Source organism: Mycobacterium kubicae (assembly GCF_015689175.1).
Lineage (GTDB): Bacteria > Actinomycetota > Actinomycetes > Mycobacteriales > Mycobacteriaceae > Mycobacterium > Mycobacterium kubicae.
The window spans coordinates 4,816,098-4,831,297 of record NZ_CP065047.1; the positions used below are offsets into that span (position 1 = coordinate 4,816,098).

Sequence of the window (15,200 nt, forward strand, 5' to 3'; positions counted from 1 at the left end):
AGTCGGCGGCCGCGGCGTCGCTGCCCCGCCGGGCGTGGAAGCCGCTGTCGCGCTGGGTCTTTCAGTCAGCTTTCGACCGGGTCCGGCAACGTTCGGCCAGGACTGCCGCCAGCCGGCGCGGTTCGCTGTACATGAGGTCGTGGCAGGTATCGAGGCAGATCATCGTGTCGACGCCACCCAGTGCGGCGATGCAGCGTTGCTGCTGCGCCGGCGAGAGCGCCCGGTCCCGCAGGGTCATGATCCAGGTCCGCGGGACTTCGCTGGGCAGACCGCGACGGTCGACTCGCTCGATGATCACCGCCGCGCTCTCCGGATACAGTCGGGACCGAGCGAACTTGCGCCGTTCGGCCGGCATGGAATTCCAGAACGCCCACCGGGCCGCACTGCTGGGCATGGCGACCGATCTGCCGGACCGGTCGAGCCTCTGTATCCAGGGTCCCGCCCGGGCCAACGGTGCGAGCGGCCCTCGGAGAGTCTCCACTACCGCCGATCCCTGCGGAGGCACGAATGCCGCGGCGAGGATCATCTCGCGCACCCTGGCGGCACCCAACCGAGCGACGATGCCGGGAACCACCAGACCGCCCATCGAATGCCCGACGACGACGACCTCACCGAACGACGCCTGCTCGACCTCGGCGACCGCCGAGGCGACCCACTCCCCGAGCGTCGCTCTTGGCTCGGCATTGCGGCCGCGGCCGGGCAGGTCCACTGCCAACACCCGCAATCTTGGCTCCTGCCAGGACAATTCGCTGACGACCAAGTCCCAGCAGTCACCGGCGTGCGCACCACCGTGCACCAGAACGAGATCGGGCAGTGTCACCCAGAACCCTTCCGTAACACAATCCGACAGGCGACGAGTGCCGGTATTATAGGGCGTAGATATTTCACATTTGTAAACATGTGCTCACACGCGTTCGCCGGTCACTGCTCGAGAGAAGGGAGTCGCTAACATGACGGCACGACAACGACGTCGCGTCGCACTGGCAGTCGGGAGTGTGGTCACTGCGGTTGGCATGGCGTTCACGCCGACGGCTTCCGCCTATTCCCATCCCTATACATCGGCGATCACCAATGCGCCGGCCCATCTGCAGACCCACGAGCCTACGAATCTGCCCCCCTTGCTCACCCACTACGGCGCGATCGCCTACAGCCACGACGGCTCGCTGGGCATCGCCCGGCGCTCCAAGTCGAAACTGCTGGCACAGCAACAGGCGCTGCAGCGGTGCGGTGCGCAGACCTGCACCGTAGTCACTACCTTCACCAAATGCGGCGCAGTCGCCCATGATGGTGTGACTTACCACGGGGGCGCAGGGCTGACGCCCAGCGCCGCCGAAGCGCACGCCGTGTCCCTACTCGGCGGCGGACGGATCGTCCTCTCGATCTGCAATTAGGCGCTACCGCCTGCAGACCCGGCCGCACTTTTGCTGCCGCACAGACTGATTCGCCGCTCATCGAATTGGCCTGCGGCTGTGCGCCGGTTGGACCCTAAGCTGCTCGCTAGTGGGTTCATCACGAAGGAGTACGGCATTGGACAGCGAGACATATGAGCGTGGCCGCCAGATTCGCTCGGAGGTCCTCGGGAAGGACTACGTCGACAAGGCACTCGCCGAAGCCGATGACTTCACCGCGCCCCTGCAAGATCTCGTCACCGAGTACTGCTGGGGCGCGGTGTGGGGGCGCGACGGCCTGACCCGCAAGACCCGCAGCATGCTGAACCTGGCCATGACCTCGGTACTCAACCGGCCACACGAACTGCGGACGCACATCAGGGCCGCGTTGACCAACGGCGTCACGCGCGAGGAGATCCGCGAGGTCTTCCTGCAGGTGGCCGTCTACGCCGGCGTGCCGGCCGCGGTCGACAGCTTTCGCGCCGCCGGTGAGATCTTCGCCGAACTCGGCGACCCATAGCCCGGGCAACTCCACCTCATCGCCCGAACCTCCCCACACGCCACCGGGCGACGCAATCCAGTGACTTACACCAGGACCAGAGAATGTTATTATCCGCAATGAAGAACTAGACTTACGCCAACCGGCGAAAACAGCCGTTACCAGGACAGATGACTAACCGAAATGCTTACCGGAAATCCGTTGATGGGCCCACAGGCGAAATGTTAGGTTGTCTATCATATGGCCGGCTTGGGGTCATGAATGCTGCCGCGGCTGAAGGGTGGCTCTGGTGATCGAACACGCCGACGGGGCGCGCACGCCACTCATCGACGCCAGCGTGCACATCTTCTTCCCATCCAACAAAGACCTGCGCTCCTTCCTTCGCGAGCCGTTCAAGAGCCGCGGTTTCCCGGACTACGAAATGGACTGGTACGGCGCGCCCGGCGGCGAGTATGCCCCGAACACCAAGGGGCCCGACCGCCAATATCCGGGCTCAGATCCCGAATTCGTTGCCAGCGAACTGTTCTCCAATCGCGGCGTCGACGTCGCGATCCTGCACCCCATGGGACGCGGCATCATGCCCGACCGGCACCTGGGCAGTGCGTTGCATGCCGCCCACAACGAGATGATGGTGTCGCGGTGGCTGGAATCCGACGAATTCGGTGACCGGTTCCGCGGCACCATCCGAGTGAATCCCGACGACATCGCCGGCGCCCTGCGCGAGATCGACAAGTGGCGCGATCATCCGCGCGTGGTCCAGATCGGTGTCCCGCTGCAATCCCGGGAGCTCTACGGCAAACCCCAGTTCTGGCCGCTGTGGGAGGCGGCGGCGCAGGCCCGCCTGCCGGTCGCCGCTCACATCGAGGTCGGGTCGGGAATCGCCTATCCCCCGACGCCGAACGGCAACACACGCACCTACGAGCAGTACGTCAGCTTCATGGCGCTGAACTACGTGTATCACCTGATGAACATGATCGCCGAAGGCGTGTTCGAGCGCTTCGAGGACTTGAAGTTCGTCTGGGCCGACGGCGCGGCCGACTTCGTGACTCCCTTCATCTGGCGGATGGACACCTTCGGCCGGCCGCACCTGGAACAGACACCGTGGGCGCCGCGCATCCCCAGCGACTACCTGCCCGGCCACGTGTATTTCGTGCAGGGCAGCCTCGACGGTCCCGGCGACACCGAGTTCGCCGGGGAGTGGTTCGGCTTCACCGGCAAGGACGACATGGTGATGTTCGGCTCCAGCTATCCGCACTGGCAGTGCGGTGATGTCAGCAAATTGCCCTCGGCCCTGGACCCGGAGCAGCGCGAGAAGCTGTGCTGGCGCAACGCGGCCGAGCTCTACGGCATAGACATCGCCGTGGAGTCGGGCGCACAGTAGACAAAGGCAGGCCGAGGAGGTCGAAATGACGCTGACCCACATATCGGAACGTGTTACGCCCACCGAGCGCATCGCTGTGCGGTGCGTCGACTCAGACGTCCACCCCGTTCCCAAGCGCGGCGAGATCATCCAGTACATCCCGGAGCCGTGGCGCAGCAAGTACTTCCTCACCCGCAACGTGGGTGAGCAGATCTACTACGACGCCCCCGACTACGCACACGCCTACGCGATGCGGGTAGACACCTTCCCCCCGGACGGCGAGTTCCCCGGCAGTGATCCCGACATGGCGTTTCGTCAGCTGATCATGGAGGCCGGTTCGGACATCGCGATCCTGGAACCCGCGGCTTATCCGGCCCGCATTCCAGAAGCTCAGCACGCGATGTCAGTCGCCTTGAACGACTGGCAGGCCAACCACTGGCTGGACAGCCACAACAACTGGCACCAGCGGTGGCGCGGTTCGATCTGCGCCGCCATCGAAGACCCCGAGGCCACCGTGCGGGAGATCGAACGTTGGGCCGGGCACCCCTACATGGCGCAGATCCTGATCAAGGCCGAGCCGCGCCCGCCATGGGGCAACCCGAAATACGACCCGATCTGGGCGGCGGCGACCAAGCACGACATCACCGTCAGCTGCCACCTGTCCCGCAGCCAGTTCGACGAGCTGCCGACACCGCCGGTGGGCTTCCCCAGCTACAACCACGACTTCATGGTGACGTACTCGCTACTGGCCGCCAATCAGGTGATGAGCCTGGTCTTCGACGGTGTGTTCGACCGGTTCCCGACACTGCGCATCGTGTTCGTCGAGCACGCGTTCACCTGGATCCTGCCGCTGATGTGGCGCATGGATGCGATCTATGAGGCGCGTAAATCCTGGATGGAGATCAAGCGCAAGCCTTCGGAGTACGTCAAAGACCACATCAAGTTCACCACCCAGCCGCTGGACTACCCCGAAGACAAGACGGAGTTGACCCGCGCGATGGAGTGGATGGAGTGCGACAAGATCCTGCTGTACTCCTCGGATTATCCGCACTGGACCTTCGACGACCCGCGCTGGCTGGTCAAGCATCTACCCAAGGCCGCCCGGGAAGCGGTGATGTTCCGCAACGGCATCGCGACCTACAAGCTGCCGGAGACCGTGCCGGTCCTCGAAGGCCAAGTCCGGGTTCACTGAGTTGACCGAAGAAGCCAAGCGGCCCCGCCTCGCCCAGGGTCGCGAGCATGTCGTTGCGACGGTCGACGAAATCCCGCCTGGGGCACACAAATTGGTGCCGATCGGACGCCACGGCGTGGGCGTCTACAACGTCAACGGCACCTTCTACGCCATAGCCAACTACTGCCCGCACCAAGGCGGACCACTGTGTTCGGGGCGCGCCCGCGGCCGCACCATCGTCGACGAGAGCGCCCCGGGCGATGCGGTGATGGTGCGAGATCTCGAATACATCTACTGCCCATGGCATCAATGGGGTTTCGAGCTGGCGACCGGCACCACCGCGGTCAAGCCGGAGTGGAGTATCCGTACCTATCCCGTTCGGGTGATCGGCAACGACGTTCTGGTGATGGCGTGACACTACAGGAGAATCGCGTGTCTTCGATCGAGGTGAACGGCGGCAACGTTGTCTACGAGATCCTGGGCGAGTCCGGGGATTTGATCGTCGCGACGCCGGGCGGGCGATTCAGCAAGGACATCCCCGGGCTGCGCCCCCTTGCCGAGGCCCTCGTCGACGGCGGTTACCGCGTGCTGTTGTGGGACCGGCCTAACTGCGGCGCCTCAGACGTGCAGTTCTACGGCCAAAGCGAGTCGCACATGCGCGCCGAGACCTTGCATGGCCTGCTCGCCGCACTCGGTGTCGACAAATGCATTCTGGCCGGCGGGTCCGGCGGTGCCCGCGACTCCATGCTCACCACGATGCTCTACCCCGAACTGGTGGAGAAGCTGGTGGTGTGGAACATCGTCGGCGGCATCTACGGCACGTTCGTACTGGGCTCCTTCTACATCGTCCCCAGCATCCTCGCGGCCCGCGGAGCCGGCATGGACGGTGTGATCAAGGTGGCCGAGTGGCGCGAACGCATCGAAGAAAACCCCGCCAACAAACAACGATTCCTGGACTTCGACAAGGACGAGTTCCTCAAGGTGATGTTGCGCTGGCTGAACGCCTTCGTCTCCAAACCGGGCCAGACCATTCCGGGGGTGGAGGACGAGATGTTCGACCGGATCAAGGTTCCGACGCTGATCATTCGCGGCGGGGAGAATGACTGGGATCATCCCAAACGCACCTCGTTGGAGGTTAGCTGCCTGATCAAGGGCTCCAAACTGATCGACCCGCCCTGGCCCGAGGACGCCTGGGAGCGCGCCAGCGAAGAACGCGCGGCCGGCAAAGTCAAGCATTTCAACATGTTCGACACCTGGGTGCAGGCCGCGCCCGCGATTCTGGAGTTCTTGGGCTGATGCGTTCACACCGTGCGGATGTGCACCTCGCAGTTGAGCGAGGCTTCCAACGCCGTATGGATTCGGCTTTCTGGAACCCGTTCGAGGTCTTCTTCGCGCAGCGTCACATAGACGATGTCGAAGCCGTCATCGCCCGGCTTGCGCAGGATTTCACCGGTGAGTCCGAACCCGGCCAGCACACCGCGCGCATCGTCGTCGGTCCCCCTGCTGACGAACGTGATGACTCCCGCAACAGGATCGGCAAAAGCTCTGCGACACAGCTCAACTGCGGTCGCCTTGGCCGATTCGGCGTTGTCACCGGCGATCAGCAGTTCTACCTCGCGACGCCCCGGCGGCCGAGACGCAAGATCGTTTTCGACCATGCCGGCGCCGGCCGCGGCGACCAACCCGAGGAGGGCGGACATGCCCTCGCGTAACTGCTCAGCGGTAAGCGCACCGGACGGGTCGACGTTGACTCGCACCACCGCTGTCCGCATGCGGGACAGCGTAGTCGGGCAGGAGCGGGGCCGATGATGGAAGCCACCGACATCGCAGTGCGGACGATCACCTGGTCTGACTGCCCGCCGAGGCTGATCCACGACGGCCCCCACCGCGAAGATCTGGCGGCATATACCGACCAAGGCGGCTATCTGGCGCTCCGCGATGCCGACGAATTGCTGAGCGAGGTCGAAGCCGGCGGACTCGTCGGCCGTGGCGGTGCTGCGTTTCCGCTCGGCTTGAAGCTTCGGGCGGTCCGCGACAACGGGCGCAGCGCCGGCGGCACCGTCGTCATCGCCAACGGCGAAGAGGGAGAACCGGCTTCCATAAAGGACCGATGGCTGCTGCGCAACCGTCCGCACCTGGTGCTGGATGGTTTGCGGCTGGCGGCGGCGGTGGTGGGTGCCGAACATGCGTACGTGTACGTCTCAGATCCCGAGGCAGCACGCAGTGTCCAAGCCGCTGTCGGTGAAGTCGACTCAACCAGGTTGGGCGACCTGCGTGTCGAGGTGTGGACGGTAGCGCCGGGGTATGTGGCCGGAGAGGAGACCGCCGCCGTCCATGCGATCAACGGCGGACCGGCCAAGCCGACCGACAAGCCGCCGCGCCCATTCGAAGCCGGTGTGGGCGGTCGACCCACGCTGGTGAGCAACGTCGAGACCCTGGCCAATGTGCCGTACCTACAACGCCACGGTGCGACGGCATTTCGCACGCAGGGAACCGTGCTGTCGCCAGGGACGTTTCTGGCCACCATCACCGGCGCGAACCGGGCACCCGTCCTCTACGAACTTCCGCACGGCTTGCCGTTCGCCGAGTTGCTTGCACTACACGGGGTTTCGACCGACCAGGTGCGCGGTGTGCTGATGGGCGGTTACTTCGCCGGCTTGCTCAACCGCAGCGTGCTGGACACCACCCTGGACCACGAGACGATGCGCAAGATCGGTAGCGGCCTGGGCTGCGGCGCCATCTCGGTGATCACCGATGATTGCCCGGTGGCGGTGGCGGCCTCGGTGCTGGCCTACTTCGATCGCGAGAACGCCGGGCAGTGCGGGTCCTGCTTCAACGGCACCGCGGCAATGGCCGCCGTTGCCGCTGCGTTGCGCGACTTCGCCGCCACGACCGAAGATCTGGAGCGAATGCGCCGCTGGTCGGTGGTGTTACGGGGGCGAGGCGCGTGCGCGACGCTTGACGCCGCCACCAATGTGGCGGCGACCCTGCTCGACCAGTTTCCCGATGAGGTGGCCGAACACCTCGACGGTGGCTGTCGGGATTGCGGTGCCGGCGCATTCCGGACCGATCGTCCCTATGAGGCAGTGGCGGTGAGCTGACCATGAAGATCCGTTTGGACCGCACCGTCTGTGACGGCTTCGGGTTGTGCGCCAAGCATGCGCCCGACTACTTTTCGCTGGACGACTGGGGATACGCGTCTCTCGTCGGCGACGGCACCGTGCCGCAGCAGGACCGTGACGCCGTGATGCGGGCCCTGCTGGACTGTCCGGTGCATGCCATCACCGAACTGGGTGACCGCCGACCCGAGGTCGTGCACCCCTCACCCGGCAGTTCGGAAGACGCTGCGGACAACCTGAAAACAGAGTCCAACGAAGCACAATGGGGCTTCACCCGTTGACCCAGCGGTGTGACGGGCTGACAGCCCTGGTGACCGGGACCAGCAGGGGTCTGGGTAAGGCCATCGCCCAGCGACTGGCCGGCGAGGGAGCCACGGTCGCCCTCACCGCCCGCACGATGGAGCCCGACCCCAAATATCAAGGCTCACTGCAGGAAACGCTGGAAGAGATCACCCGCGTCGGCGGCTCGGCCACCGCGATCCCGGCCGACTTGTCCAAACCCGAAGAGCGCGAACGCCTTTTCGCCACAGTCGTCGACCGTATCGGCGCACCGGACATATTGGTCAACAACGCCGCCGTCACATTCCTGCGCCCCTTGGCCGAGTTCCCGGACCGTCGGGTACGGCTGATGACGGAGATGCACGTGCTGGCGCCGCTGCACCTGATCCAACTGGCCATCCCCGCCATGCGTGAGCGGCGCCGCGGGTGGGTGCTCAACGTGACCTCGGTCGGCGGCGACCTGCCGGATGGGCCGCCCTTCGCCGAGTTCGACCGCAGCGCGGGCTTCGGTGTCTACGGGACGGTCAAGGCCGCGCTGAATCGGTTGACGAAAAGCCTTGCGGCCGAACTGTATGACGACGGCATCGCGGTCAACGCGGCCGCGCCGTCCCATCCCGTCGCGACGCCCGGCGCGGGCACCCTCGATCTGGCGAAGACCGACACCGAAGACATCGAGTTGATCACGCAGACCGCACTCGAACTGTGCACCGGTGACCCGAAGTCGTTGACCGGCCGCATCGCGCACACCCAACCGTTCCTGCGCGAGATCGGCTGGTTGACCTGACCGACCTCGACCCTGATCAGTTGTGCGGCCGCCTCTCCCAGCTTCGCATCACGGGTCTTCGCCCGTTGACCGGCGGCGCATCCAGCCTCACCTATATCGCTCAGGCAGCGGGACAACCGGTGGTGGTCAAGGTGGCCCCTGCCGGGCTCCCGCCCACCGGGCACCGCGATGTGTTGCGCCAGTGCCGCGTCATCAAGGCCCTGCGACCGACCGCGGTGCCGGTGCCGGAGGTGGTTTGGGAGGACGCCGGACGGCCACCGGAAGAACCACCGCTGTTCGTGATGTCGCTGGTGGTCGGCAGTTCCTTCGAGCCATTGTTCGACTTCGACTGCGCCGAAAGCAACGACGTTGTGGCCGAGCGGTTTTTGAACGCCGCGGCCGTCATGGCGGCACTGCACCGGATCGAGCCGGCCGCCGTCGGGCTGGGCACCGAACCGGTGATCGACACGTACGCGGAGATACAGCGCTGGTGCAAGACGTTGGACACGGTGGACCCGACGCTGGTGCCGGGCTGGCGACAGGTCGCCACCGCCTTACAGACATCGGTGCCCGCGCCGGCGCCCGCCGCCATCGTCCACGGCGATTTCCGACTGGGCAATCTGTTGGCCGTCGACGACCGGATCAGCGGGGTGATCGACTGGGAGATCTGGTCAGTGGGCGACCCGCGCGCCGACGTGGGATGGTTCCTCATCAACAGCGACCCGCAGACCTATCGCCGCGCCACACCGTATACCGGCAAGACGCCCCACCCCGACGAACTGGCCGCCACATACCAAGCCGCAGTCGGGCGTTCGGTACCCGACCTGGGCTGGTTCCAGGCATTGGCGTGCTTCAAGTCGGCGGCTACCTGGTCGCTGATCGTCAAGCACAACCGTCGCCGCCGCCGTCCGGATCCCGACTTGGAAGCAATGTCGGAGGTGTTGGGGCATTTGCTGTCCCGCGCCCGGCTGTTGCTCGGCTAAGCGCGCGGAATACCCGCGAGCTGCGCGGCGTACTTCTGCTCCGCCGCCTCGCGCTGGCGCAGCAGATGCTCCGAGGGGAACATGTCCGGGGCAGGTTTGCGGTCCTTGAGCAACAGGCGGGCCAACGTGGTCTTGTGGACCTCCGTCGGCCCGTCGGCCAGACCAAGCACGAACGACTCCACCAGGTGCTGCACAAAGGGCATTTCATGGGTGGTGCCCAGCGAGCCGTGCAGCTGCAGCGCGCGCGCCGAGACGTCGTGCAAGACCTTCTGCATCATGGCCTTGACTGCCGAGATGTCGGCGCGGACCGCTTTGTAGTCGTTGTGCTGGTCGATCTTCCATGCGGTTTGCAGCGTCAGCAGCCGGAATGCTTCGATCTCCATCCACGAGTCGGCAATCATCTCCTGGACCAGTTGCTTGTCACCGAGCAGCTGCCCTTGGGTGTGCCGGGAGACCGCCCGCTCGCACAGCATGTCGAAGATCCGGCGCACCAGACCGACCGTGCGCATTGCGTGATGGATGCGTCCACCGCCCAGCCTGGTCTGCGCCACCACGAACGCACCTCCGCGCGGACCGAGCATGTGGTCGGCGGGCACTCGCACGTTCTCGTAGCGCACGTAGCACTCCCGGCCGCCGCCGAGGGGCTGATAACCCAGCCCGACCTCACGCAGGATGTTGATACCCGGTGTCTCCGCGGGGATGACGAACATCGAATGCCGCTCATACGGCGGCGCTTCGGGGTCGGTGACGGCCATGACGATCAGGAACGACGCCAGCTGCGCGAAGGACGAGAACCACTTCTCGCCGTTGATGATCCATTCGTCGCCGTCCGGTACGGCGCTGGTGGTGAACACCTTGGGGTCGGCCCCGCCCTGCGGCTCGGTCATCGAGAAGCAGGACACGATCCGGTTGTCGAGCAGCGGCTCGAGGTAGCGCTTCTTCAGTTCCGGCGTGCCGTAGTGCGCCAGGATCTCGCTGTTGCCGGAATCGGGTGCCTGCGAACCGAATACGATGGGCGCGCATTCGCTGCGCCCGAGAATTTCGTTGAGCAACGCCAGCTTCAGCTGGCCGTAACCCGGGCCGCCCAAGTGGCGTCCGAGGTGGGTGGCCCACAGGCCGCGGTCTTTGACGATCCGTTGCAGCGGCGGGATCAGCGCCTGGCGCACCGGGTCATTGAGATCGTGGGATTCCTTGACCAGTAGGTCCACCGGCTCGCATTCGGAGCGGACGAACTCTTCAACCCAGGCCAGTTGCGTCGCCCACTGCGGGTCGGTGGAAAAGTCCCACGCCACGGTCGATCCTTCCTCTGGGGCGCTCAGCCTGTTATGACGACCACTTCTGGCGCCGCGCCGCGGCCTCCTCGGTCGCGTGACTGATCACCTGGTTGCGGTTTTCCAATTCCAGTGCCGCAGCCAGCCCGGCGGCGTCGGTGTTGACCTGCACCGCCCGCTTGGTCAGCTGCACCCCCAGCGGCGCCAAATCGGCTATGGCGCCCGCTAATTCCAGCGCCCGGTCGAGCAGTTGCTCGGGTTCGAGCAGCTGGCTTACCAGGCCACGGCGGTCCGCCTCCTCGGCCGCGACGGTGCGCCCGGTGAGCATCCAGTCCGCCGCAACGCTGGTGCCGACGATGCGCGGCAGGTGATAGCTCATGCCCATTTCGGCGCCGGAAAGCCCCAGCAGAATGGCGGCGTTCCCGAACGTCGCTGCAGTCGAGCAAATGCGGATATCCGCGGCCAGGCATAACGCCAATCCGGCACCGACACACGGCCCGTTGACCGCCGCGATCACCGGCTGCGGCAGATTCCGGATGGCTTGCGGTATCGACGCCATCGCCTCTTGAAAGCGCATCCGGTCGATGGCGGGGTCGGTCGCCTCCAACATGCCGGCTCCGAAGTCCCGCACGTCGATGCCGGAACAGAACCCGCGCCCGGTGCCGGTCAGGACGACAGCGTGGACGGACACATCGGTGGCCAGAGCCGCCAGCAAATCCTTGAACTCCGCCACCATCGCGTGGTTGATGGCGTTCAACCGCTCAGGACGATTGAGCCGGACCACAGCTATGCCGGGGCGCGGCTTCTGGTGAACCAACGTCTCCGTCATTTTCTGTATGTCCCTACCCGAAGGTGATAACGTGATTCTCTGAATCGCATAATGAGCCTACCAACTCGCAGTTGAGGCCAGATTGCGCGGAGGTGACGTGTCAGCAGCCCCTGGACGCCCGCTGCCCCTGATCACCAGTGACAACGAGTTCTTCTGGACTTCGGGCGCCGACGGCCGGTTGCGGTTCCAGGAATGCCAGGACTGTCAGGCACTGATCCACCCGCCAGCGCCGGTGTGCCGGTACTGCCGCTCCCGCGACATCGGCGTGCGGGCGGTGTCCGGATCGGCGACCCTGACCGGGTTCACCGTCAACCATCGCTTCAGCCTGCCCGGGATGCCCGCGCCGTATGTCATCGCACAGGTGGCCATCGTCGAGGATCCACGGATCCGGTTGACGACGAACATCGTCGAGTGCGAGCCGGACGAGCTGGAAATCGGCCAACCCGTCGAAGTCGCGTTCGAGCACGTCGACGATGTGTGGTTACCGCTCTTTCGCCCCGCCGCCGACACTGCGCCTGCGCCCCTGCCGGTCGATGAGATTTCACCGGAGCGCTTCGGCGAGTACGTCCGGCCCATGCTTACCACCGACAAATTCGAAGACAAGGTGGCGCTGACCGGCATCGGCATGTCGCCGATCGGGCGGCGGTTGATGCAACCGCCGCTGTCGTTGACGGTGCAAGCGTGCGAGGCGGCAATCGCCGACGCGGGGCTGACATTCGACGATATCGACGGCTTGTCCACCTATCCCGGCGGCGGCAATCTCGGCGGATTCGGCGAGGGCGGCGTCACCGCGCTGGAGGCAGCGTTGGGCATTCGGCCGACGTGGCACAACGGTGGCATGGAAACGTTCGGCCCCGGCGGCTCAGTCATCGCGGCCATGCTCGCTGTCGCCGGCGGTTTGGCGCGCCACGTGCTGTGCTTCCGCACGCTGTGGGAAGCCACCTACAACGAGCTGATGAAACAGGGCAAGATCAGCGCCTCCATGGGCCGCACCGCCAGTTGGCAGTTTCCGTTCGGCGCCACGTCGGCCGCCCACACGCTGGCGATCAACGCCCAGCGCCACTTTCACCGCTACGGAACCACCAAGGAGACGCTCGGCTGGATCGCCCTCAACCAGCGAGCCAACGCCGAACTGAACCCCACCGCCGTCTACCGGTCCCCGATGACCATGGCGGATTACCTGGATGCCCGGCCGATCACCACACCCTTCGGCCTCTACGACTGCGACGTGCCGTGCGACGGCGCTATCGCCGTCGTCGTCTCCGCCGTGGACGCCGCCCGTGACCTGGCCAAGCCGCCCGTGCTGGTGGAGGCGGTCGGAACGCAGATCATCGAGCGGATCGACTGGGACCAAAGCACTTTGACGCACGAACCGCAGGTGCTGGGGCAGGCCGCACACGTGTGGACGCGAACCTCATTGCGTCCCACTGATGTCGACGTCGCCGAACTCTATGACGGGTTCACCATGAACTGCCTGTCGTGGATCGAGGCGCTGGGATTCTGCGGCATCGGCGAGGCCAAAGAATTCCTGGACGGCGGCAAGAACATCGCCCGCGACGGCCAATTGCCGCTCAACACCCATGGCGGTCAGCTCTCCCACGGCCGCACCCACGGCATGGGTCTTCTGCATGAGGCCATCACGCAACTGCGTGGTGAGGCCGGTGCGCGCCAAGTCGCCGATGCCCGGGTGGGTGTGGTCAGTAGCGGCGGGCTGACGCCCAGTGGTGTGCTCCTGTTGCGGGCCGACGCATGAGTGCGCCGGCCGTGCGCCCGCGGGTGGTGATCGTCGACGGCGTGCCGATGTCGGGCCTGATCGCCGAGGCCGAACAACCCCGAGCGGTGATCGTCGCTTTGCATGGCGGCGGCACCATGTCGAACTATTTCGACTGTCCGGGCCACCCGGAGTTGTCGTTGCTGCGGTTGGGCGCGTCGTCGAAATTCACCGTCGTCGCCCTCGACCGGCCCGGCCACGGCAGTTCGGCGGCATACGCAGCGGCGATGGACCATCCAGAGCAACGCGTCGAGTTGGCCTTCGGCGCGGTGAACCGCATCCTGGATCAGCGTCCGCGCGGGGCGGGACTGTTCCTGCTGGGTCATTCCGGCGGCTGCGAGCTGGCACTGCGCATGGCGACCAGCCCGCACGCCGTCGACCTGCTCGGGCTCGAATTGGGCGGGACGGGTCGGCGTTATCACCCGGCCGCCAAAGAAGTCATGAATGCCGCCAGCCGGATGGATCGCCCGCCCGGGGTGCGCGAATTGCTGTGGGAGCCAATGCACCTCTATCCGCCAGACGTGGTGCGCGGGCTCACCCGGGCTCCGGGCGCCCCGCCGTATGAACGCGCTATGGCGCTGAACTGGCCGCATCAGGACTTCCCGTCGCTCGCGCCGGCGGTACGGGTACCGGTGCGGTTCACCGTGGGTGAGCACGATCAGGTGTTTCGCGCGGACCCCACGGCGCTGACCGAGATCGCCGAAATGTTCACCGCCGCAGCGAGCTTCACCAGCAACCTGCAACCCGATGCGGGGCATAACCTCAGCCTGGGCCACAGCGCCGCCGACTACCACCGCAAGGTCTGTGCTTTCGCCGACACCTGCGCCACGGGTCGTTCCGCGGCTGACGATCGCGAGGCGGGTTGATGCGCGTCGGATTCATCGGGCTGGGCAGCCAAGGCGCGCCCATGGCGCGACGCATCGTCGACGCCGGCTACCCCACGACGCTGTGGGCGCGCCGGCCGGCAACGCTTGAGCCCTTCACCGCCACCGATGCGATCCTCGCCGACTCGCCGGCCGACCTCGCCGCCGCCAGCGACCTGGTCTGCCTGTGCGTGGTCGGTGACTCCGATGTGGACGAAGTCACCGCCGGGCCGCAGGGAGTACTGGCGGGAATCAAACGGGGCGGCGTCATCGCGGTACACAGCACCGTCCACCCCCGTACCTGCCGGGAGCTCGCGAACAAGGCCGCGGCTGTGGATGTTTCGGTGCTCGATGCACCGGTGAGCGGCGGCGGCCCGGCCGCTGCCGAAGGCCGACTACTCGTCATGGTGGGCGGTGACGCGCAGGTCGTTTCCTGCTGCCGTCCCGTCTTCGAAACCTTTGCGGACTCGGTGGTGCACTTGGGCGAGCTGGGTTCGGGGCTGACCACCAAACTGCTCAACAATCTGCTGTTCACCGCCAACCTGGGCACCGCTGCCAGCACACTCTCGCTGGCCGATGCGCTCGGAGTGGCGCCCGACGGGCTCGGCGAAGTCGTGTCCCGCAGCAGCGGCAACAGCTTCGCCCTCAACGCGATTCGCGGGATCGGCGGCCTGGACCGGTTGGCCGGACATGCCGGTGCGCTGCTGCGCAAAGACCTTCGCCTGCTCGTCGATCTCGCAGACGACGCCGCAGTCCAAGCCGGTGCGGTGCTCGATGCGGCCGACGCCGCGCTCGCCTTCATGGGACATAGCCGATGAAGCTCTGTTCGATGCGTCATGAAGCAGCTACCGTTACCCCAACAGTCAGCCTTTCCGTTATGGCCGGCTCCAGGCTTTCGCCCGTC

The 15,200-nt window shown here is 65.8% G+C and carries 17 protein-coding genes; 13 read left to right on the forward strand and 4 right to left on the reverse strand.

From position 1 onward, the window contains the following. Positions 1-61 precede the first annotated feature (61 nt). Positions 62-820 (reverse strand): alpha/beta fold hydrolase, encoded by a 759-nt coding sequence (locus I2456_RS22485; RefSeq protein ID WP_085075341.1) that lies wholly within the window; start codon positions 818-820, stop codon positions 62-64. A gap of 130 nt (positions 821-950) precedes the next feature. Between I2456_RS22485 and I2456_RS22490 the strand changes: the two genes are divergently transcribed. From I2456_RS22490 to I2456_RS22515, 6 genes are all read left to right on the forward strand, one after another. Continuing rightward, positions 951-1,391, forward strand: a complete 441-nt coding sequence (locus I2456_RS22490) for a DUF4189 domain-containing protein (protein ID WP_139823310.1) — start codon at positions 951-953, stop codon at positions 1,389-1,391. Between the two features lie 136 nt (positions 1,392-1,527). After that, a complete protein-coding gene (locus tag I2456_RS22495; protein WP_068161824.1) occupies positions 1,528-1,908 on the forward strand; it encodes a carboxymuconolactone decarboxylase family protein in 381 nt (126 codons plus the stop codon). 268 nt (positions 1,909-2,176) lie between these two features. Continuing rightward, positions 2,177-3,268 carry an amidohydrolase family protein gene (locus I2456_RS22500; RefSeq protein ID WP_085075406.1) on the forward strand — a complete coding sequence of 364 codons (1,092 nt, stop codon included), beginning with the start codon at positions 2,177-2,179 and terminating at the stop codon, positions 3,266-3,268. A gap of 25 nt (positions 3,269-3,293) precedes the next feature. Then, a complete protein-coding gene (locus I2456_RS22505; RefSeq protein ID WP_068161827.1) occupies positions 3,294-4,439 on the forward strand; it encodes an amidohydrolase family protein in 1,146 nt (381 codons plus the stop codon). A gap of 1 nt (position 4,440) precedes the next feature. Further along, positions 4,441-4,833, forward strand: coding sequence for a Rieske (2Fe-2S) protein (locus I2456_RS22510; protein ID WP_068031074.1), 393 nt, complete (start codon positions 4,441-4,443; stop codon positions 4,831-4,833). Between the two features lie 17 nt (positions 4,834-4,850). Continuing rightward, a complete protein-coding gene (locus I2456_RS22515; protein WP_068031291.1) occupies positions 4,851-5,714 on the forward strand; it encodes an alpha/beta fold hydrolase in 864 nt (287 codons plus the stop codon). 5 nt (positions 5,715-5,719) lie between these two features. Here I2456_RS22515 and I2456_RS22520 read toward each other — a convergent pair whose 3' ends face one another. Continuing rightward, positions 5,720-6,190, reverse strand: a complete 471-nt coding sequence (locus I2456_RS22520; protein ID WP_068031077.1) for a hypothetical protein — start codon at positions 6,188-6,190, stop codon at positions 5,720-5,722. Between the two features lie 36 nt (positions 6,191-6,226). On the opposite strand from I2456_RS22520, the gene I2456_RS22525 reads away from it, so the two are divergent. From I2456_RS22525 to I2456_RS22540, 4 genes are read left to right on the forward strand one after another with little or no spacing between them, the layout of a single operon-like run. Further along, a complete protein-coding gene (locus I2456_RS22525; RefSeq protein WP_085075343.1) occupies positions 6,227-7,519 on the forward strand; it encodes an NADH-ubiquinone oxidoreductase-F iron-sulfur binding region domain-containing protein in 1,293 nt (430 codons plus the stop codon). Positions 7,520-7,521: 2 nt separating this feature from the next. Beyond that, on the forward strand, positions 7,522-7,818 hold the full coding sequence (locus I2456_RS22530; RefSeq protein ID WP_068031083.1) for a ferredoxin: 297 nt from the start codon (positions 7,522-7,524) through the stop codon (positions 7,816-7,818). Next, on the forward strand, positions 7,800-8,600 hold the full coding sequence (locus tag I2456_RS22535) for an SDR family NAD(P)-dependent oxidoreductase (protein ID WP_068031087.1): 801 nt from the start codon (positions 7,800-7,802) through the stop codon (positions 8,598-8,600). The genes I2456_RS22530 and I2456_RS22535 overlap by 19 nt, the downstream gene beginning before the upstream one ends. Then, complete coding sequence (locus tag I2456_RS22540) at positions 8,597-9,562, forward strand: phosphotransferase family protein (RefSeq protein WP_068031090.1); 966 nt, start codon at positions 8,597-8,599, stop codon at positions 9,560-9,562. Before I2456_RS22535 ends, I2456_RS22540 begins: the two co-directional genes overlap by 4 nt. Here I2456_RS22540 and I2456_RS22545 read toward each other — a convergent pair. Both I2456_RS22545 and I2456_RS22550 read right to left on the reverse strand, forming a co-directional pair. After that, entirely contained in the window at positions 9,559-10,854 is a 1,296-nt protein-coding gene (locus I2456_RS22545; protein ID WP_085075344.1) for an acyl-CoA dehydrogenase family protein, read from the reverse strand. The two genes, I2456_RS22540 and I2456_RS22545, sit on opposite strands and share 4 nt — an antisense overlap. 31 nt (positions 10,855-10,885) lie before the next feature. Then, positions 10,886-11,662: an enoyl-CoA hydratase/isomerase family protein gene (locus I2456_RS22550; RefSeq protein WP_085075345.1), complete on the reverse strand. Its 777-nt coding sequence runs from the start codon at positions 11,660-11,662 to the stop codon at positions 10,886-10,888. Positions 11,663-11,759: 97 nt separating this feature from the next. On the opposite strand from I2456_RS22550, the gene I2456_RS22555 reads away from it, so the two are divergent. The 3 genes from I2456_RS22555 to I2456_RS22565 are packed head-to-tail and all read left to right on the forward strand — an operon-like array spanning position 11,760 to position 15,114. Then, positions 11,760-13,415 carry a thiolase C-terminal domain-containing protein gene (locus tag I2456_RS22555; protein WP_085075346.1) on the forward strand — a complete coding sequence of 552 codons (1,656 nt, stop codon included), beginning with the start codon at positions 11,760-11,762 and terminating at the stop codon, positions 13,413-13,415. Further along, positions 13,412-14,299: an alpha/beta hydrolase gene (locus I2456_RS22560; protein WP_085075347.1), complete on the forward strand. Its 888-nt coding sequence runs from the start codon at positions 13,412-13,414 to the stop codon at positions 14,297-14,299. The genes I2456_RS22555 and I2456_RS22560 overlap by 4 nt, the downstream gene beginning before the upstream one ends. Further along, entirely contained in the window at positions 14,299-15,114 is an 816-nt protein-coding gene (locus tag I2456_RS22565) for an NAD(P)-dependent oxidoreductase (RefSeq protein ID WP_085075348.1), read from the forward strand. Before I2456_RS22560 ends, I2456_RS22565 begins: the two co-directional genes overlap by 1 nt. Positions 15,115-15,200 lie beyond the last annotated feature (86 nt).